We start from the raw sequence: 19,026 nt of genomic DNA, 5'->3' as shown, positions 1-19,026 counted from the left end.
TGCGCCGCTAGGCGAAGCGGACCTCGGCGATGGCCCGGCCGAAGAGCTTGCGGCCCTCCGACGCGCCCGCGAGCAGAATGGTGGCGGTGCGTTTTTGCGGATCGAGCGATTTGATCTTCCCGCTGAACTCTACGTTGCTCGGCGCCTCGGACGTCACCGGGACGAATCCGGAGAACCGCACGCTGAACTTTTCGATGGCCGTCGGATCGCCGAGCCAGGAGGTCAGATAACCGCCCGCCAGGCTCATGGTCAGCATCCCGTGCGCCACCACCGTCGGGAGTCCAGCCAGTTGGGCCGCACGCTCGCTGAAGTGAATCGGGTTGGGATCGCCGGAAACTCCTGCGTAGTTGGCCAGATCGCCGCGCGTCACCTGTGCGGTTGCGGCCGGGAGCTGATCGCCGACGGATAGTTGGTCGAAGTCCGGGAGGGTGTGCACGAATTCGCTCGGCACTGCGGGCGCTCCGGGGGGCGGGGCATCCGCGGCCAGGGCGACCAGCGGCCCGCTGTCGGGGACCGTGATATCACCGACCGTCACCGGGCGAGAGTGCATCATGATGTTCTCGACGGCGTCGGCAATATTCGGGTCGACCTCTACACCGCGGCGCGCCACGATGGTGGTCGAACCCGACTGCACGATCTCGCCGTGCTGGTTGGTCAGCGAGAACGTCACCAGGATGAAGTCGTTATCGCCGAACTGCCGGATCGATTCGATCACGACCTCGGTGCTGAGCCGATCGCCCGCCACGATCGGCCGGGTGAGTTCGAAGACCTGGTCGGTCTGCAGGATCTGGGACAGGTCGTAATCGGCCAGCACCGTTTCGAGCAGCGCCCGGGTCGCACTGATGCCGATGACCGAGGCGAACGTCGGCGGCGCGACGATCGTGTCGTAGCCGAGCTTGTCCGCATCGGGTTCGAAATAATGCGCACCGTGCTGACTCTGCGTTGCGCGGGCGAACTCGCGGACCTTCTCCCGGCCGACCGCATAGTGCTCGCGCACCCGGAACCGGCGCCCCGCCATTGTGTCTGCCTGCACAACTACGTCGTTTTCCGGCTGTGCGATTGTCTGCTCCCTGACCATGATCCGGGCCATGCTACTGGCGAACCGGTCCATTGACCAGGTAAATGTGACGTTCGCTACCGGTTAGAGGGCTTGCCTTTCGGTTATGGCGGCGGCCGTCTAGGGCGTCCCTGCGGTCGGCGGGTCGCACACCTTCCAGCCGGTGTCGGTCCGCTCCAGATCGAAGGTCCTGGCCGATCGCTTCGACGGATCCGCGTCGGTATAGACGGTGGCCTGTGCGATCGCGGACTTATCGGTGATCCGGACCGCATCGACGCTCGCCACCACCGGAATGTTCTTGCGATCCATCGATAGCCGGTGCACGCCCGCGAACTGGTCCTCCGGAATGCCCTGGTAGAAGTCGTGCAGCTGCCCGCACGTGGACTTGCGCAGTGCCGCGAGATCGCCGGACTTCAGTGCGTCGGTGTAATCGGTGATGCTGGCGCGCACCTTGGCCTCCGGGGAGTTGTCGCCCCGATTCCCGACCAGGACGACCGCGAGTGCGATCACCGCGATGATGGCGACCGCGGTCGCCCCGAGCACCACGAACAACCGGCGCTTCGACCCCGCCGGTGCTTCGGCAGTGGCCGCGGCCTGCTGGCCGGGTGGCGTGATCCGCTGCGGTTGCGCCATCGGCCGTGGCTGCGGCGGCCGTGGCTGGACCGGCTGTGCGGGCCGGGTCAGTTGGGTATCCGCCGGTGACGGCGCCGACGCGACCTGACGCTGGCGAGCTGGCGGGCGCGGTGCCGACGGGGCGGTCTCCTCGACCCCGGGTCCCTGCGCGGGTCCTTGGGCTCCGGCCTGCTTCGGCCCGGCCGCCGGACGCGGCGTACTCGGCGGCTTGGTGACCGGCCCGGGCCGCGCCGGGGGTGGTACGACCCGATCGGTGGCACCGGGCTTCGATCCGGTCCGCATCCGCTGCGTCGCGTCCTTATCGACCGGCTTCTGAATCGGCAATGCCATGGTCTTCTCGGCATCCAGCTTCGAAACCACCGGCATGGCGACGGTCTTGTCATCGGCGCCGGTCAGATCGGGCTCGTCGCCGGTCGTCTCCTCCGGAGAAGTCGAGACCGCATGCTTATCGCCCGCCGTCGGCTTCACCAGTTCGATCCGCGGCATCACCGTGGTCGCCGCATCCGCCCCCGCGGCGTCATCGACCTGATCCGCGTTCGCATCGGCGGGTACTGCGGACCCGCTGGCATTCGAATCCCGCCGAATCACAACGGTTTCCGCCGTGGATCCGGCGGACGGTGCCGCACCGGCTGCGGCTGCGCCGGATTGCGTGGCAGCGCTGCCGGACGATACGGCGGCGGCACGGCTGGCTGGTTCAGCCGTATCAGCGGCCGGGGTGGTGCGACCCGATGATCCGGCAGCTGGGCTTGCGCCGCTGGCCGGACCAGGTGTGGCACCGGACGGGGTGGCGGTCCGGCTCGACGCTGCGGAGTCGCCAACTGGTGCGGTAGTGCTGCCGGACGGTGCCGCCGGGCCTGCCGACTCGGCACCCGCCGGAGCACCGGGTTTCGTGGCAGCGGTCGCGGTGGGTTCGTTGGGTGAGGATTTGGCGGCGGCCGAGGCGGATCCTTTACCCGTATCGGCGGGTCGACCAGCTGCCGAACCGCCCGTGGCGGCGGATGTCGCTGCCGCACTTGCGGATCGGACCGCAGGACCGTCTTCTTCGATCGCAGCAGTCGGTGCGTCGGGTCCGGCCGCGGCCTTGGTTGGTGCGTTGGTGGGGCTGCCTGGTGCTGGTGTCGGCTTGCCGGAAGGAGGCGCGGCCGGTGCGGCGGGCGGTGTGCCCGGTCGGGCGGCGACGTTGGTCGGTGCGTTGGTGGGGCCGCCAGCTGTTGGTGTCGGCTTGTCGGACGGAGTGGTGGGTGCGGCGGCGCTGGCGGGAGTTGGTGCGTTGGTGGGGCCGTCAGCCGTTGGCGTCGCTTTGCCGGGGGGAGTTGCGGTCGGTGCGTTGGTGGGGCCGCCAAGTGCTGGTGTCGGCTTGCCGGACGGAGGCGCGGCGGGTGCGGCGGCAGTGCTCGCCGCGGGCGGTGTGCCCGGTCGGGCGGCGACGTTGGTCGGTGCGTTGGTGGGGCCGCCAGCTGTTGGTGCGGGCCTGCCGGAGGGAGCGGCAGTATTCGGTGCGCCGGGTCGGGTGGCAGCGGCGGTCGGCGCCTCGGTGGGGCCGCCAGTTGTTGGTGTCGGCTTGGCGGCGGGGTTCGCGGCGGGTGCGGCGGTGCTTGCTGCGGCAGTAGCCGTCGTGGCGGCAGCCGATTCTTTGGCAGGCGCTTTGGCCTCGGTGACGCCGCGCGGGATCGCTACGGTCTCCGCTTCGGAAGTCGGCGTCGCAGCGGCGGGACCACTCGGAGTGCTGCCGGTGGCCGGTTTCGTTGCGCCGGGTCGGCCCGAGCCGCTAGCGGACCGGCCTGCCGCGGCGGGCTTGGTCGGGCCGCCTGCACCGGATGTGGGCGGCTGTGCACCTGCGGATCTCGCCGGTTGGCTGGGAGTGGCGGCGGAAGGTGGCGTCGTTCGAGGGGCCGCGGCCTCGGCAGGCTTGCCGAGCGCCGCGATATCCCCTGTTGAGGCATCCGGGACGCTCGTCGGCGTGGTACCGGGCGGTTGCTTCGGAGTCGACGGTGTCGCGATCGGCCGAGTCGGCGCGGCGGCCGCCCGTTCCTCGGTGGTTGCGCCAGATCCCCCAGACATGCCAGGTCCCGGCGATGGCCTCGAGCCGGACGACGGCATTGATCCGGACGATGGTGTTGATCCCTGCGACGGTGTCGAGCCGGACGATGGTGTTGATCCCTGCGATGGCTTCGAACCCGCCGACGGCGTCGGATTCGACGATGGCGCCGAACCGGTCGGGGCTGGAATCGGTCGCGTCGGCGGGGCGGCTGCCCGTTCGCCAGCGGCAGTGCGGTCCGCGGCAGCGCCGGGCTTCGACGATGCGCCGGTCGCTCCGGGCGTGCCGGAGTTCGCCGGGGACGAGCTGGTGTTCGATGCGGGTGTCCGGTCCGCGGGGGCGCCGGGGCTTGCGGTACCGGCCGCTCCGGCGGGTCGGCCGGTATCTTGTGCCGGGCTCTTCTCGTCGTTCGGATCGGACACCTACTACCCCTCGGTCGGGCGGAACAGTTGAACTCGACGGCCAGCCTAATCAGCAATTCGTCCAACTGTGAGGATTCCCCCGCGCCACGACCCGGGCGGTCGGGTGCACAATGAACCGCATGACCTCGTTCGGTGACTTGCTCGGACCGCAACCGGTACTCCTGCCCGAAGACTCCGAAGCTGAGGAGGCGCTGCTCGAGAAGGCCGATCCGGTGCAGGTCGCGGCCGCGCATCCGGCGGCCTCGATCGCATGGGCCCATCTTGCCGAGGCCGCGTTGGCGCGCGGTGGGGCCGAGGGCGACGCCCAGGTGGTCAACCACGACATCGTCGCCGCGTACGCGTTCGCGCGCACCGGCTACCACCGCGGCCTCGATCTCTTGCGGCGCAATGGCTGGAAGGGTTTCGGGCCGGTGCCGTGGAGCCATGAGCCCAATCGCGGTTTCCTGCGCAGCGTCGCCGCGCTCGCTCGTGCGGCCAGGGCCATCGGCGAGACCGAGGAGTACGCGCGCTGCCTGGATCTGTTGGAGGACTGCGACCCACGCGCAGCAGCGGAGCTCGGGCTCGACTGAGACAGCGTGAAAACAGCATCGCGTAGCGATTCGAAGGGGGGTGGCGGTCGGGCGACGGGTGGGCTCGATCCGAATTCCCCGGTTGGTGTTGCCCGCGCCAGCAGTATGGAGAAGTTGCGCAGCTCATGGGCGCGGTTGCAGCTGTCCGCGCTGCCGATTCTGCAGTGCGCGGTCGGTGCGGCGCTGGCCTGGTTTATCGCGCACAAGATAGTCGGGCATACCCAGCCGTTCTTCGCACCGACCGCGGCCGTGGTCTCGATCGGCATTTCCTTCGGTGCGCGGCTGCGCAGGTCGGTGGAACTGGTGGTCGGCGTCGCGGTCGGCATCGGCATCGGCGACCTGTTCATCACGCGCGCGGGCACCGGCGTCTGGCAGATCGCCTTGGTGGTCGCGGTGGCCATGGCGCTCGCGGTATTCCTGGACGGCGGGTCGATCATCACCATGCAGGCCGCCGGTTCGGCGGTGCTGGTGGCCACCCTGCTGCCGCCCTCGGCGGGCGGCGGCTTCTCGCGCATGATCGACGCGCTGGTCGGCGGACTGGTCGGCGTGGTCGTGGTCGCCTCGATCCCGCTGCATCCGGTGCGCCGGGCCCGTGAGCAGGCCGCGGAAGTCCTTGCGGTGATGGGCAAATCGCTGCACGAGTGCGCCGACGGACTGCTCGAACAGGACCAGGAGAAGATCCGCCTCGCCCTGACCGCCGCCCGCAAGACACAGCCGCAGATCGACGGCCTGCGCTCCACCCTGGAGGGCGGTCGCGAGATCAGCCGGATCTCTCCGCTCTACTGGAATTCGCGCGCGCGCCTCGACCGCATCCGCGCCACCGCCGATCCGCTCGATAACGCGGTCCGCAACACCAGGGTGCTGCTGCGCCGTTCGCTGACACTGGTGCAGGACGACGAAATTCTCGATCCCCGACTCATCGAGGAACTCGAGCGCCTGGCCCAGGCCGTCGACGTGGTGCGCCGAATGATGCTCGCCGATCCCGGCCAGCAGCCGGATCAGGCCGAGGCCGCCAGGGTGCTGCGCGGCGTCGCCAAGGCCACGCGGCCGGAACTCGTTGACGGTGCGGGACTTTCGGCGCATGTGGTCTTCGCGCAGATGCGTTCCATGCTGGTCGATCTCATGCAGGTCTCCGGTATGCAGCGCATCTCCGCAATGGCGATGCTGCCTCCGACGGTCCCGAATCCGCATGTGCCGCCCGAGCAATAGCACGACTACTCAGCGGATTTCAGCCATTTTCCATCGTGCGGGAACGCCTGCGCGATCCCCGGCGCGTGAACCGGCGATCATCGCGTAGTGCGCTACTCGTGTTCGCACATCGTCGCGGTCATAGCCTCGAGAGGTAACCGCGGTGACGAGGGGTAGCGCGGTTCGGCGGCTTCGCACGACGGCGAGACGCCCTACCGGCCATATGGTGTGGTGGCCGGGCGGGTAGGGGCGCACCGTGGTCGAGCGAAGAGGTCGCCCGGTCCCGGAGGACCGGGCGACCGGAACCCGCGATTCAGTCCACCGGGGACAGGCGTTCCGGACTGCCGCGCAAAGTGAAGCGGCGACGATCGAAATCCCATAGCCGATAGATCGGCCATTGCAGGGTGTGCCCCAGCCAGGCCAAGCTGGCGTAGACCCGGGTCACCGGCAGGACGTGATATCCCCGATTCGTGAGGGCGTCCAGTCCACGCAACTGATAGGTCCAGAATTCACGGGGATTGGTCCGGCGCCGCCGGGCCGAGATCCGCACCCGCTGATCCGGGAGCTGTTGAATGTGCAGCCCCTTTATCGACAGGCACAGTGCCAGATCCAGATCCTCGTGGATATCGGTCCGAGTGGTGGTGTCGTCCTTGACTTCATCCCATGCGGTGCGGCGGATGGCCATATTCGCACCGTGCATATTGCCGACCGGGCCGCCGAACATGCCGAGCTTCAGCTTCGCCCAGACGCCGATGTCCAGGAAGAAGGGGACCGGCGAGTCGTGGTAGGTGAAGATGCCGGTCGTCGCGGCGACATCCGGATGTGTGGACGCATAATCGCGGATGGCCGCACCCCAGTAGGGCTCGACGAAGGTATCGGCGTCGATGCGGGCGATGAAATCACCGCGCGCCTTTGCCAGTCCGGTATTGCGTGCGGGGATGAGACCCCGCGTCTCCTCGTAGACGAGTTCGACCTTCGGATGTGCGGCCGCGTATTCACGCACGATCGCGTCGGTGCCGTCGGTGCTGCCGTTGTCGACGACAACGATTTCGCTGATCGCTTCCTGGTCCACGAGTCGTTCCAGGCACTGGAGTATGAGCGCGGCTTCGTCGAGAACGGGGATGACCACCGACAAGGTGATGAGGGATGGCGTGCCAGTCATGGCATAGCTCCAAAGGGTCGAGCACAAGCTGGAGATGACGACCGCCTGGGTTGTTTCGGGCGGTCGGAGGTAGGACAGCGCTGTCTACGGGGGGTGCGGGCGAATCGGAGTGTGCCGTCGCCATCGTGTTTGTCAGGCGAGAGTTGAACGCGCCGCTCGTCGCGATCGACCGGGGCGTTCTTTCTCGCAACCTAACCGCTCAAACTTCTTGAACGGGTGTCCGGGACAATAGTTGGCGCAGATGAACGGCGAGATCCCCAGTGCTGGGAATAGATCAGACCGACCGGTTCCGAAACCGGCTAAGTCCAGAACCGGGTCAGCCAGCTGCCGAACCGCGACCAATCCGCATCGACCCCGGACAATTCGTACAGCGAATAGACCGCATCGAAGAACACCTTGTTGATCGATGGCGTGAACAGCAGCGCAAACAGGATCAGCATGCCGAAGGGCTTGAACTGATCGAGCGCACGCCGGGTCTGATAACTCAGCGACGGCTCGATCAGGCCGTACCCGTCCAACCCGGGCACCGGCAGAATGTTCAAAAGCGTTGCGGTGATTTGCAGAAACGCCAGGAAGCTCAGGCCGTACCAGAACGCGCGATGCGACGTGTCACTGCCGAAGTACCGCACGACCACCAACAGCAGCACCGCACACACCGCGTTCACCGCGGGCCCGGCACCACTGATGATGCGCTGCATGCGTGGGCTGACGTTCTGTGTGTGCACGTACACCGCACCGCCCGGCAATCCGATACCGCCGAGCGCGATGAACACCATCGGCAACACGATCGACAGCAGCGGATGGCTGTATTTCAGTGGATTCAGCGTGAGATACCCCCGCAATTCCACCTCGCGATCGCCCGCCCGCCAGGCCGTGAACGCGTGCGCGAACTCGTGCAGACACAATGTGACGATCCAGCCGAAGACGACGAGCAGAAATACCCCGAACTTCGCCCGCGTGGACTGCACGTCGGCATTCCAGGCCAGCACCCCGCCCGCCACGGAGATCGCGATCACCAGCAGGAATACCGGGCTCGGGCGCACGGCGCCGAGTCCGGAGCGGCGGTCTTTCGGGAATTGAATCGTCATCGGACCAGTAGCCAGTTTTCGTGATGCCGATAGAACGACGAGCGCGGCAGAATCCGCTCATTGGCAATGCCGTCGCGGGTGACCACCGCCCCCGGTGTGCCCAGCTGCGCGGCCCGTCCCGCCAGCCAGTGACGTCGGCGTAGGAACCTTGGCACGGCCGCCCGCACACCCGGCAGTTCGAGTGTCGGAGAAACGAGCATCGCGTTGACCTTGCCGGAGAACAATTGGGCGTCGTCCACGTAGGCCTCACCCTCGAGTTTCTCGCCGCCGGGGCCGGTGATCACGGCCCGTCCGACCAGCACCGTCCCGGTGTCGTCACGGATCAGCGGGACTTCGGATGCCCGGCCCTCCACCGCCCGCTTGGCGGCGGCATTGCCGGTTCCGGTCTGGTAGGCGCGGGAGCCGTAGGTCTTGTCGACGGGCACATAGCCGATCTCCACATGGAGTCGTTCGGTGCGCATCAGATGGGTCAGCACCGAGGCCAGGGCGGCGTCGTCGCCGAGCACGATCAGCCGGGGCAGGCTGTCGGCGGCGAGGACGGGCAGTAGCTCATCGATCACGCTGGTGTCCGGGATGGCGGTCGTCTGTGAGATCGGCAGTGACGCGAGGGCGATGGGTACCGGTGCGCCGTCGCAACAGAGAACGTGGGTACTCAAACTGCGGTACACCCTCCTCGGTTCGGCCGACAAACCCGTCGGCCACCCTCGCCACTTTCCCGGTCGGATCCCTGCTCGTCCGCCAGTGCCACGCAACCATAGCCCTGCCCGACTACGGCCACACGGTTGCCGAGCCTACGGTGCGATCCGGTTCGATGCTGCCTCGAACGCTTTGGGTAGACTGTGCTTCCGGCCACCGCCTCAGTACGGCAGGTAGCTGCAGCACAGGTGTTCCCCACCCGGTCGGCCGCGCCGACTGCCATCTCCCGGGGTGTTGCGCGTCGAACCGTAGGAGACACGACCATGCCGGCAATCGTCCTGATCGGCGCCCAATGGGGCGACGAGGGTAAGGGCAAGGCAACCGATCTGCTCGGTGGCAGGTTGCAATGGGTGGTTCGCTACCAAGGCGGCAATAACGCCGGTCACACCGTCGTGCTGCCCAATGGCGATAAGTTCGCACTGCATCTGATCCCGTCCGGCATCCTCACTCCCGGCGTGACGAATGTCATCGGCAACGGTGTCGTGGTCGATCCCGGCGTCCTGCTCGCGGAGCTGGCCGGACTGGAGGAGCGCGGCGTCGACACCTCGGGTCTGCTGCTCTCGGCCGACGCGCACCTGATCATGCCGTACCACGTGGCCATCGATAAGGTCACCGAACGCTTCCTCGGCAATAAGAAGATCGGCACCACCGGCCGCGGTATCGGTCCGTGCTACCAGGACAAGGTCGCCCGGGTCGGCGTGCGGGTCGCCGATGTGCTCGACGAGAAGATCCTGACGCAGAAGGTCGAAGCCGCCCTGGAGTTCAAGAACCAGGTGCTGGTGAAGATCTACAACCGCCGCGCGCTCGACCCGCAGCAGGTGGTGGACGAGGTGCTCGAGCAGGCGGACAGCTTCAAGCACCGCATCGCCGACACCCGGCTGGAGCTGAATCTGGCGCTGGAGCGCGGCGAAACCGTGCTGTTGGAGGGTTCGCAGGGCACCCTGCTCGATGTGGACCACGGCACGTATCCGTATGTCACCTCGTCCAACCCGACCTCGGGCGGTGCGGCGGTCGGCGCCGGCATCGGACCCAACAAGATCAATACGGTGCTCGGCATCCTGAAGTGCTACACCACCCGCGTCGGCTCGGGTCCGTTCCCGACCGAACTGTTCGACAACTTCGGTGAATTCCTGGCCAAACAGGGCGGCGAGGTCGGTGTGACCACCGGCCGGGCCCGCCGGTGCGGCTGGTTCGACGCGGTCATCGCGCGCTACGCGACCCGGGTCAACGGCGTCACCGATTACTTCCTCACCAAGCTGGACGTGCTGTCGAGTCTGGAGCGGGTACCGATCTGTGTCGCCTACGAGATCGATGGCAAGCGGGTCGAGCAGATGCCGACCACACAGACCGAATTCCACCACGCCAAGCCGATTTACGAGGAGATGCCCGGCTGGTGGGAGGACATCTCACACGTGCAGACCTTCGAGGAACTGCCCGCCAACGCGCAGGCCTATGTGCTGCGCCTGGAGGAGTTGTCCGGCGCCCGTATTTCCTGCATCGGCGTCGGACCGGGTCGTGACCAGACGATTGTCCGCCACGACGTACTCGGCTAGGGCTACAACAGCGGAATCGGTGCGCCCGTTCATCGTTCGTTGTCATCGATCATGATCCGGGACGAACTAAAGTAAGAGCTATGGCTCGGAACTGGCCGATGATCGAGCGCGAGACCGAGTTAGAAGCGATCCGCGCAGCACTCACCGGTACCGAATATGTCGGTGCTGTACTGACCGGAGACGCCGGTGTCGGAAAGACGACACTGGCCAGACACGCGACGGCGGCCGTGGGCGGCAATATCCGGTGGGTTGCGGGCACGGAATCGGCCCGCAGCATCCCGCTCGGCGTATTCGCCCATATGGTCGGCGTTTATACCGCGCACGATCCGGTGACGTTCATGTCCGCCGCGCGCGAGGCACTGCTCGCCGACGGGCACGCGATCATCGGCGTCGATGACGCACACCTGCTCGACCAGCTCTCGGCGACACTATTGCTGCAGTTGGCCATCGATAAGGCGGCACATATCGTCGCGACCGTGCGCAGCGGGGTGCAGGTGCCCGATGCGGTCACCTCGCTATGGAAAGACGGCCACCTGCTGCGCGTCGATCTCAACCCGTTCACCCAGCAGCAGAGCGTCGATCTGGTCGAGCAGATGCTCGGCGGACAGCTCGAGGGTTTCACCGCCAATCTGATGTGGGAGTCCTCCGGCGGAAATGCCCTGTTCCTCCGGCACTTGGTGGAGGGCGCGCTGGAGGCGGGTTCGCTGCGGCAGGTGAACGGGGTCTGGCAGCTGCGCGGCCGGGCCGCGGTGACCTCGGAATTGGCTGCGCTACTGGAGGATCGGGTCGAACAGCTGCCCGATTCGGTGTTGCGGGTGCTCGAACTGCTCACCTTCTGCGAGCCCATCGACCTCGACGTGCTCGCGGAAGTGGCGGGTGAGGAGGCCGTGGAGGCCGCCGAAACCCGTGGTCTCATCCGGGTTGTCGAGAATGCCAACCAGCTGATCGTGCGCTACAACCATCCACTGTTCGGTGAGGTGATCCGGCGTCGGCTCGGCATCGCCTCGGCGCGGCGACTGCGCGGTCGGCTGTACTCCTCGCTCAAGGAACGGCCGATCAATTCGGCCCTGGACCGCATCCGGTTGGCCGAATTGGCCTTGGACAGTGATAAATCCGCCGATCTCGAACTCTTCGAGGCGGCCGCCGCCGATGCGATCGGGTTGGCCAATCTGCCGCTCGGTGAGCGTTTCGCCAGGGCCGCGGTGGAACGTCGCGGCGGGGTGGAGGCCGCGGATCTGCTGGCTCGCGCGCTGCTATGGCAGGGCCACCGCATCGAGGCCGAACGCACCCTGGCCAGCTTCGATCCGGATCAGATGAACGAGGTGCAGCTGGCCCGCTGGGGCAGCACCCGGGTGTCGAATCTGTTCTGGGCCATGGGCGATGCCGAGCGGGCCGATGAGGTGCTCGCGATGTTGCGGACCAAGGTGCGGCATCCGAAGATCGTCGCGACCTTCGATGGCCTGGCCTCGGCGTGTGCGGTCAATGAAAATCGGCTCGAGGACGCGTTTTCCGCGGCCGAGGCGGTGATGGAGTCCAAGGGCGCACCGCCGTGGGCGGTTTGGTGGGCCTCCTTCGGCGGCGGGCTGGCGCTGGCGCTGATGGGCAAGGGCGAGGCGGCACGGCAGTACGCGGCCCGCGGGCATCAGGTGGAGTCGCATATCGACGGGCTCAACCGGTACATCTCCACCCACGCCGAGGTGCTCGCGCTGACCTTCACCGGTGATCTCGAGGCCGCACGCCGTTGTGCCTCAGGGCATTTCGGCTATTCGTCGGCAGGTCAGTACCTGGCTTGGGGCATGTCGAAAATCCTGCAGGGGACCGTCGACGTGGCACAGGGCCGCTTCCTGGACGGGATCGAACATCTCGAACAGGCAGTGGCCGCGCTCACCGCGGAGGGCGCCGCCGCCTGGCACATTCCGGCGAGAATCCGTTTGGCCGAAGCATATTCGGCACTCGGCCGGGCGCCGGAGGCCGCCGAATCCATTGCCGAGGCGATTGCGCGCGGCGGCAGGCACAGCGCGGTCTACGACCCGCAGTTGGAGATCGCACGGGCCTGCGTCGCCGCCGCGGAGGGCACCGTCACCCCGGCCATCCGCCTGGCCTTGGGCGCCGCCGATGCGGCGGCGCGCTCACATCAGCACGCCATCGAGGCCATGGCACTGCATGCGGCCGCCCGCTTCGGCGACCATTCCGCGGCAGGCCGACTCGCCGATCTGGCGGTTCGGGTCGACGGCGGTTTGGTGCAGGTCCAGGCCAGCCATGCGGTGGCCTTGGCCGCCCACGACGGACCCGGCCTGGATGCGGCCGCGGCCCAATTCGAGCGCATCGGTGCCTTGCTCTCGGCCGCCGACGCCGCCGCCCAAGCGGCATCGGCCCATGAACGAGCCGGAGACCGCCGCCGCCTGCTGGAATCTGCCGCCACCGCGAACCGCCTGGCCGCGGCCTGCGGCGGTGCGAGCACCCCCGCCCTGCGCCAAGCCGCCCAGCCCTTACCGCTCACCTCCCGCGAACGTGAAATCGCGAATCTCGTTGCGGCAGGACTGTCCAACCGGCAGATCGCCGACCGCCTGACCGTTTCGGTCCGCACCGTGGAGGGCCACCTCTACCGCGCCTGCATCAAGATGGACGTGACGGACCGGGAAACCCTCGGAGCGCTCATGCGCGGTGAGTCCTCCGGCGGAGCCAGCTGAGGGCGAGCAGGTGGACATCCTCAGCGAGACCATCGCGGCCATCCGCACGGGCAACCCGACCTCCGGGCTGTTCGTCCGGCACGCGCCGTGGGGCCGCGCCTATCCGGTGGTTCCCGGCGCGGGTTTCCATGTGGTGCTGCAGGGTTCGTGCCTGGCAGTGCCCTATGGTTGGGAACCGATCGCCCTCGGTGTGGGCGACGTCCTGTTCATGCCGCGTGGTGCCGACCACGATCTGGTCGACCGCCTCGACAGTCCGGTCACCGAGAAGGCGCAGCCGGGTGAGCCGCGCGAGATCATCGGACCCGGCGTCCGCACCGCATTGCTGTGCGGCGCATACGAACTCGGCAGGCAGCGCAGCCACCCGCTGCTCGACGAACTCCCCGAATTCATCCATCTCCCGGCACGTCCCGGTCGGCACCCGTCCCTGCGCGCCGCCGTCGACCTGCTCGCCGCTGAGGTCGCCGAACCGAAACAGGGCAGCGATGCCGCCGTTCCCGCCATTCTGGAGACCCTGCTCCTGTTCATCCTGCGCGCCTGGTTCGACGAACAGGCCACCGGCGAACCGGCAACGGGTTGGGCTGGTGCGTTCGCCGATCCGGCGGTCGTCGCCGCCCTGCGCGCCGTGCACGAAGAACCCGGCCGCAGCTGGACCGTCCCCGACCTCAGCGATATCGCTGGCGTATCGCGCGCCACCCTGGCCCGCCGCTTCGCCGCCACCATCGGCGAACCGCCCCTGGCCTACGTCACCCGCTGGCGCATGCTCATCGCCGCCCGCCTGCTGCGCGATACCGACAGCCCTCTCGGCGCCGTGGCCCGAAAGGTCGGCTACACCTCGGAATTCGCCTTCGCCAAGGCCTTCAAACGCGAATACGGCCTGCCGCCGGGGCAATACCGCCGCGCCGATGATCAGCCACCGCTGATCGCGGTCTGAAGCTCACCCGGCCTCGGGGCCAGCCCTGTGCGCTGGCGGCGCAGTCGAGCTTCCTCACGAACCTGCGGCGCTCCGGCCGAATCGGTCGGATGTGATGCGGCACGGAGCGACCTGCGCAGCGCGCCGACAGGTTCGGCCAGCAGCACGGATTTCCGCGGCTTCGAGAGCCGGCTCGAGGTAAATCAGCTGAATGGGGTGTGCGGGCGGGGCTGGAGTTCGCCGTCCACGAAGATATCGACCTTTTCGTTGTAGAAGCAGGCCAGGCCCGTGATCTTCTGGCTTTCCGGGAGTGGGGTGCGGTAACCCCAGACAATGTCCGGGTAGTCCTTGTCCGCGATGCGGACGGTCCAGTACTCGGCGGTGCCTTTGTACGGGCAGCTGGTGTGGGTTGTGGAGGGGCTCAGCAGGTCCATGCGGACATCGGTCAGCGGGAGGTAGTACCGCGCGGGAAGTCCGGTTTCGAAGAGGATGCGCGGTGAGTGGGAGTCGGCGACGGTGACACCGTCGATCTCGACGCGGATGTGGCGCGAGCTGGCGAGGATATCGACGCGCGTATACGGATCGCGTGGGTGGACGTAGACCGGCTCGTCTTCCTCGAACCACTCGTCCATCGAATTCCAGTCCAGCCGCACCAGTTCGTCGAGTTCGGGAATCGGCGAATCATGGTGGCGCAGTGCGGCGCCCGGCGCGGTCACACCGTCGAGCAGCACATCGTATTCGGTCGCATCCCCGCGACTGGGGGAATGTTTGGTCCTGCCATTGGGCTCGAGCTTCGCGTGCAGATCCGCGACCGGTAGGTAGTAGGTCGGATAGTGCGGTCCTTCCCATACCAGCACCGGTCGTATGGTGTCGGCGACCAGCTGTCCACGCAGGTACACCCGCACCCGTTTCTGGCCGGTCTCGACCTTCACCCGGCCCCGCGTCTCATCAGTCATACCTTCCGACCGTACTCCGCGCCGGTTACCGGGCAGGTCGTTCGCCGACTGATCGCCTGCGCCTCATCGACGCCGTGCGGCACTGGGGCGTGGTCATCGGCACGGGCCAGCGCGGAATGCCCGGTGAGCAGCATGAGCACCGCCGCCGGGTGCTCGCCGCGCCCACCCAGAACGGCAGGCCAGGTTCGCCGAGCTTGCCTTCCAGGTAGGGGCTGCGGCGCCCCCCAGCGAGGTGGACGAAACTGTACGCGGCGGATGCGGTCGCGCGTTCCACCGGCGCCGAGATCATGACGGTCTCGGTGATCGGGGTGTTGTTGATGCCGAGGAACAGACCCCCAGGACGGTCCCGACGATCAGCACCGGCTTGTCTTCGGATAGCAGGCCAGGTCGGCGGCGAACGATGCCAGCGCGGCCTATGCGTCGCTCATCCCAGATACGGCGTCGAGCGTTGTTCGGCGTGGTGCTGCAACCGGAGCCGAACCGTCTGGTGTACCGGCAGTTTGTCGAGTTCTTCGAGCCGAAGGAATTTCACTTCCGTTGACTCGGAACTAACCTCGATCCGGCCACCGATCACCCTGCCGTAGAACGTGATGTTGAACTCTTGGCGGATCTCGCCGTCCGCGTATGCGATCACGTGTTGAGGGTCGGTATAGATGCCGAGTATCCCGGTGATCTCGATATCCAGTCCGGATTCCTCTTTGGTCTCACGGATCACGCACTGTTCGAGCGTTTCTCCGATCTCCATGATTCCTCCGGGGAACGACCAGTTCCCGGAGTCGCTTCGGCGTTGCATGAGGACGGCCCCCCGGTCGTCGACGACCAGTGCCGAACCTCCGGGAACCAAGCTGTTCGGCCTGGGTGCGTTCGGATCTCGGTAGTAGTCACGCCGTGAGCCCATCGGGATTCACCTCCTGCAGGTACGGGGTTACGGTTCCCCAGATCTGTTCGAATTGGTCTTCGAACGATGCGAACAGCCCATACGGGGAGAGCTTTCGGAGGTAGAGCGCGGGGTGCTGATAACCCCTCGCTCGAACCAGGTACGGCGTCACCAACATCAGGTCATCGAACCTGAACACCGAGTTGTATAAGTGCGTTGTGTGTAGCCCGATTCGGCATCCGGGAGTCTCGGCAAGGGGGCCGATCATGCTCAGCGCGTTTCGTATCCGTCCGGGCAATGTCCCTTGCATCTGTTCGAGCGCGTCACGCTCGGCTACGTGTGCGGACTCCGGGTCTGCGAAGGCCAAGCGGACGCTCGCGCCGGTGCGGCATTTGTCCGCGATCAGATCGGCGGCATCGGGCAACAGCTCGAGGACGAACGGGTAGGCGTAACCGATGATGTCTATTCGCTGAGTAGCGCTGAGCAGCACTGATGTCCAAACCTCGTTGGGCACGTCGGCTCGGTGTGCGTAGGCACCGATGACTTCGGCTGTCGCGGGGGCTCCCGCGCTGATGTCCGGACGAGTGGCAGGCCAGAGACTCGACTCCGATTCGTCGAGCGCACTTGCCACAGCGGCCCGAGTTCGTTTGTGCGGCACCCGACCAGCTAGCCATCGGTTCACGGTTTTCACGTCTACGTTGACGGTCTTTGCGAGCGCGGCGGAGTCGATTTGTGCTCGCAACATCGCCGATTGGAGGCGGTGACTCATACCGAAACGATACCGGGACGTTTAGATGATTTGAAGTGTCCGATGAAACGTCCTCCGCGAAGTTCAGGTGTCTGCGGATTGTCCATAACGTTTGATTCGGCCCCCGTGACATGTGGCGACAACCGGTCACGGGGTGCCTACCAACATCGGACTACAGGAGTCGAGATGGGCAGGCGCACAAGACTGTTCGTGTTCCCAGGCGGGGTATTGGAGGTCGCAGACAACGGCGACGCAGACGGTTCGCTATACCTGGAGTTGACTCCAGTTGATCGTGCTCTACCGCAACGGGTTCCGGGTGCTGCCATCGTGAATCACGCTGCCAGCCCTGCCGACGCCGAGACGTGCGCCAAGGTACTTCGATTGCTCCGGGACCTGCCGTGATCGCGCTCGGCTGGGTTGTCGCGATCGGGCTGCCGCTGTCGGTGATCGTCGGAGTGATCGTGTGGCCCGAGCGGATACCGAAGGATCGTACGGTCTGGGGAATACGCGAGCGGATCGAACACGAGGGCACGGGTCGGATGAAGTCCGATGCGTCACGGGAGTACTGATCGGGCTGGTCAGGGTATTGGAATGGGGAAGACCGCGCGGTACAACATTTCTCGGCTCGGCTCGGCTCGGCGCTGCTGTTGCCCCCTCGGCGCAGCGTTGCCTTGCCTCGCGGCCCCGGCCACGGCGGCACACGTCGCTCACCTCAGGCCGAATAGTGCTGCGGCGCAGCCTTCTTCAGGGCGTCCAGCAGTTCTGTCAGATCTGTCTCCATGCGGGCGAGGCGGGCGGTATCGAATTCGGGCAGTCTGGTCGCGAGTGCGGTGCCGAAGGCGCGTCGCGCGCGTTGCAGGCGGTCACGTCCGGCCGGGGTGAGTTCGACAACGACGGCCCGCGAATCCTGCGGGTCCTTGCGTCGGGTAGCGAATCCGTCCGCGACGAGTCGCCCGATCAGCGCCGTTGCCGCCGGTTGCGAACATCGATCGATGCGGGCGAATTCGCTGACCCGCACGGCGCCGTGTTCATCGAGCACCGCCAGTGCCCGCATAACGGCCCGTGGTAGGTCCTCGCCGCTGATCACCCCGGCCAGCCGGGTCAGCCGACCGGCGGTGACAAGTAGATTGACGACGCTGTCCTCTGCGGATGTCACCGGTGTCTGCTGCACACCGTTATTATTGCATAACCTAACTATCTATCTCGATGAAGTGCGCTACGACCCGCTCTATCTGCGGAAAAGGCAGCGCCCCGGAGAGTGGGAGAGCTCCGTCGGGGCGCTGCCGGTGTGGTGACTACGCGGGCTGGACGACCGGCCGGTGCGGCGTGCCGAACAGCTGGGCGTCACCGTGTGCGCGCTTGAAGAACAGGTGCGCGTCGTGCTCCCAGGTAATGGCGATGCCGCCGTGCAACTGCACCATCTCGGCGACGATCGTGCTGAACGCCTCCGAACAGTGCAGGCGAGCCGCCCAGACATCCTCGGCCGCCGATGACGATCGCTCCGCAACGGCGGTGGTCGCCGCATAGGAGGTGGACTTGGCCGATTCCACCAACACGTACATATCCGCCATGCGGTGCTTGAGGGCCTGGAAGCTGCCGATCGCGCGACCGAACTGCACCCGTGACTTGGTGTACTCCACCGTCACCTCCAGGCAGCGCTCGGCCGCGCCCACCTGCTCGGCCGCGACGGCGGCCCAGGCGATTTCGTGCAGTCGCGCGGTGACGGCGGCGGGATCGCCGGTCCGGAGCCGTCGCCCTGCGACGCCGGTGAAGGTGATTTCGGCGAGCTTGCGGGTCGGATCCATGGTCGGCACCGAATGCCGGGACACGCCATCGGCCGCGGCATCGACCTCGAAAAGTCCCGTCGGCGTCACCACTACGAGAGTGTCGGCGTGCAGCCCATCGAGTACATAATGTGCTGTGCCGGACAGTATTTCGCCATCGGCATGCACGCCGGGCGCATCCCAGCCGTCCGGGCCCGCCCAGCAGAGGGCGATCGTTCTCGCGCCCTCGGCGACCTCCGGCAGCAGCCGCTCACAGGCATCGGCGTCACCGGACAACAGCACCGCCTGCGCACCGAGCACGGCCGAACCGAGCATCGGAACCCCGGCGAGTGTGCGGCCCAATTCGGTGACCACCAGCAGGGATTCGACCAGACTCGCGCCGAATCCGCCGTACTCCTCCGGAATCGCTAGCGCGGCGACGCCGACCTGCTCGCACAGTAGCCGCCACAGCTTCTCGTCGTAGCCGAGCTCGGTATCCATACCCGCGCGCACCGCCGCGGAGCCCGCGTGCTTGGTCAGCAGTGCCCGCACCGATGCGATGAATTCCTGATGTTCAGTGCTGGTCATGCGAAACCTCGTATGGGCGATCGCACGATAGGTCGCGAGCGCGCGAGTCGTTCGAGCGATGGCGGGTCGGATATGGGACACGGCTGCG

Annotated in this window: 17 protein-coding genes and 1 pseudogene; 7 read left to right on the top strand and 11 right to left on the bottom strand. The window is 66.8% G+C overall.

The genetic code is table 11. The features are described from left to right. Window positions 1-7: 7 nt before the first annotated feature. Complete coding sequence (locus ABZW16_RS10740; RefSeq protein WP_354954470.1) at window positions 8-1,033, bottom strand: fused (3R)-hydroxyacyl-ACP dehydratase subunits HadA/HadB; 1,026 nt, start codon at window positions 1,031-1,033, stop codon at window positions 8-10. Between the two features lie 144 nt (window positions 1,034-1,177). Continuing rightward, window positions 1,178-2,278 carry a hypothetical protein gene (locus ABZW16_RS10735; protein WP_354954468.1) on the bottom strand — a complete coding sequence of 367 codons (1,101 nt, stop codon included), beginning with the start codon at window positions 2,276-2,278 and terminating at the stop codon, window positions 1,178-1,180. A gap of 13 nt (window positions 2,279-2,291) precedes the next feature. On the opposite strand from ABZW16_RS10735, the gene ABZW16_RS10730 reads away from it, so the two are divergent. The 3 genes from ABZW16_RS10730 (at window position 2,292) to ABZW16_RS10720 (ending at window position 5,928) form a co-directional block, all read left to right on the top strand. After that, window positions 2,292-4,181 carry a hypothetical protein gene (locus ABZW16_RS10730; RefSeq protein WP_354954466.1) on the top strand — a complete coding sequence of 630 codons (1,890 nt, stop codon included), beginning with the start codon at window positions 2,292-2,294 and terminating at the stop codon, window positions 4,179-4,181. Between the two features lie 88 nt (window positions 4,182-4,269). Further along, the gene (locus tag ABZW16_RS10725; protein ID WP_354954464.1) at window positions 4,270-4,719 is read left to right on the top strand and encodes a DUF3151 domain-containing protein; all 450 of its coding nucleotides are present in this window, start codon (window positions 4,270-4,272) and stop codon (window positions 4,717-4,719) included. A gap of 105 nt (window positions 4,720-4,824) precedes the next feature. Further along, complete coding sequence (locus tag ABZW16_RS10720) at window positions 4,825-5,928, top strand: FUSC family protein (RefSeq protein WP_354954504.1); 1,104 nt, start codon at window positions 4,825-4,827, stop codon at window positions 5,926-5,928. A 292-nt stretch (window positions 5,929-6,220) separates the two neighbouring features. Here ABZW16_RS10720 and ABZW16_RS10715 read toward each other — a convergent pair whose 3' ends face one another. From ABZW16_RS10715 to ABZW16_RS10705, 3 genes are all read right to left on the bottom strand, one after another. Further along, window positions 6,221-7,069 (bottom strand): glycosyltransferase family 2 protein, encoded by an 849-nt coding sequence (locus ABZW16_RS10715; RefSeq protein ID WP_354954462.1) that lies wholly within the window; start codon window positions 7,067-7,069, stop codon window positions 6,221-6,223. A gap of 299 nt (window positions 7,070-7,368) precedes the next feature. Beyond that, window positions 7,369-8,157, bottom strand: coding sequence for a site-2 protease family protein (locus ABZW16_RS10710; protein WP_354954460.1), 789 nt, complete (start codon window positions 8,155-8,157; stop codon window positions 7,369-7,371). Then, window positions 8,154-8,813, bottom strand: a complete 660-nt coding sequence (locus tag ABZW16_RS10705; protein ID WP_354954458.1) for a hypothetical protein — start codon at window positions 8,811-8,813, stop codon at window positions 8,154-8,156. The genes ABZW16_RS10710 and ABZW16_RS10705 overlap by 4 nt, the downstream gene beginning before the upstream one ends. A 303-nt stretch (window positions 8,814-9,116) precedes the next feature. On the opposite strand from ABZW16_RS10705, the gene ABZW16_RS10700 reads away from it, so the two are divergent. The 3 genes from ABZW16_RS10700 (at window position 9,117) to ABZW16_RS10690 (ending at window position 14,027) form a co-directional block, all read left to right on the top strand. Then, window positions 9,117-10,406 (top strand): adenylosuccinate synthase, encoded by a 1,290-nt coding sequence (locus ABZW16_RS10700; RefSeq protein WP_354954456.1) that lies wholly within the window; start codon window positions 9,117-9,119, stop codon window positions 10,404-10,406. Window positions 10,407-10,486: 80 nt separating this feature from the next. Beyond that, entirely contained in the window at window positions 10,487-13,096 is a 2,610-nt protein-coding gene (locus ABZW16_RS10695) for a LuxR C-terminal-related transcriptional regulator (RefSeq protein ID WP_354954455.1), read from the top strand. Between the two features lie 10 nt (window positions 13,097-13,106). Beyond that, entirely contained in the window at window positions 13,107-14,027 is a 921-nt protein-coding gene (locus tag ABZW16_RS10690) for an AraC family transcriptional regulator (RefSeq protein WP_354954453.1), read from the top strand. A gap of 182 nt (window positions 14,028-14,209) precedes the next feature. Here the strand turns inward: ABZW16_RS10690 and ABZW16_RS10685 are convergent, their stop codons facing one another. The 4 genes and pseudogenes from ABZW16_RS10685 to ABZW16_RS10670 all read right to left on the bottom strand — a co-directional run bounded on the left by ABZW16_RS10685 (window position 14,210) and on the right by ABZW16_RS10670 (window position 16,353). Next, complete coding sequence (locus ABZW16_RS10685; protein WP_354954502.1) at window positions 14,210-14,962, bottom strand: DUF427 domain-containing protein; 753 nt, start codon at window positions 14,960-14,962, stop codon at window positions 14,210-14,212. Continuing rightward, a pseudogene (locus ABZW16_RS10680) lies at window positions 14,959-15,343 on the bottom strand (hypothetical protein); the annotation flags it as partial. The gene ABZW16_RS10685 and the pseudogene ABZW16_RS10680, both read right to left, overlap by 4 nt. Window positions 15,344-15,386: 43 nt before the next feature. Then, window positions 15,387-15,860, bottom strand: a complete 474-nt coding sequence (locus ABZW16_RS10675; protein ID WP_354954452.1) for an NUDIX domain-containing protein — start codon at window positions 15,858-15,860, stop codon at window positions 15,387-15,389. Continuing rightward, window positions 15,844-16,353 carry a hypothetical protein gene (locus ABZW16_RS10670; RefSeq protein WP_354954450.1) on the bottom strand — a complete coding sequence of 170 codons (510 nt, stop codon included), beginning with the start codon at window positions 16,351-16,353 and terminating at the stop codon, window positions 15,844-15,846. Before ABZW16_RS10670 ends, ABZW16_RS10675 begins: the two co-directional genes overlap by 17 nt. A 632-nt stretch (window positions 16,354-16,985) precedes the next feature. On the opposite strand from ABZW16_RS10670, the gene ABZW16_RS10665 reads away from it, so the two are divergent. Further along, complete coding sequence (locus ABZW16_RS10665; protein WP_354954448.1) at window positions 16,986-17,156, top strand: hypothetical protein; 171 nt, start codon at window positions 16,986-16,988, stop codon at window positions 17,154-17,156. 143 nt (window positions 17,157-17,299) lie between these two features. Here the strand turns inward: ABZW16_RS10665 and ABZW16_RS10660 are convergent, their stop codons facing one another. Together ABZW16_RS10660 and ABZW16_RS10655 are read right to left on the bottom strand one after the other, a co-directional pair. After that, window positions 17,300-17,758 carry a MarR family transcriptional regulator gene (locus tag ABZW16_RS10660; protein ID WP_354954446.1) on the bottom strand — a complete coding sequence of 153 codons (459 nt, stop codon included), beginning with the start codon at window positions 17,756-17,758 and terminating at the stop codon, window positions 17,300-17,302. Between the two features lie 124 nt (window positions 17,759-17,882). Next, window positions 17,883-18,938, bottom strand: coding sequence for an acyl-CoA dehydrogenase family protein (locus ABZW16_RS10655; RefSeq protein WP_354954444.1), 1,056 nt, complete (start codon window positions 18,936-18,938; stop codon window positions 17,883-17,885). Window positions 18,939-19,026: the final 88 nt, after the last annotated feature.

Source organism: Nocardia sp. NPDC004604, assembly GCF_040609795.1.
Taxonomy (GTDB): domain Bacteria; phylum Actinomycetota; class Actinomycetes; order Mycobacteriales; family Mycobacteriaceae; genus Nocardia.
The sequence above is the reverse complement of the archived record's forward strand: the minus strand, read 5'-3'. Positions and strand labels throughout refer to the sequence as shown.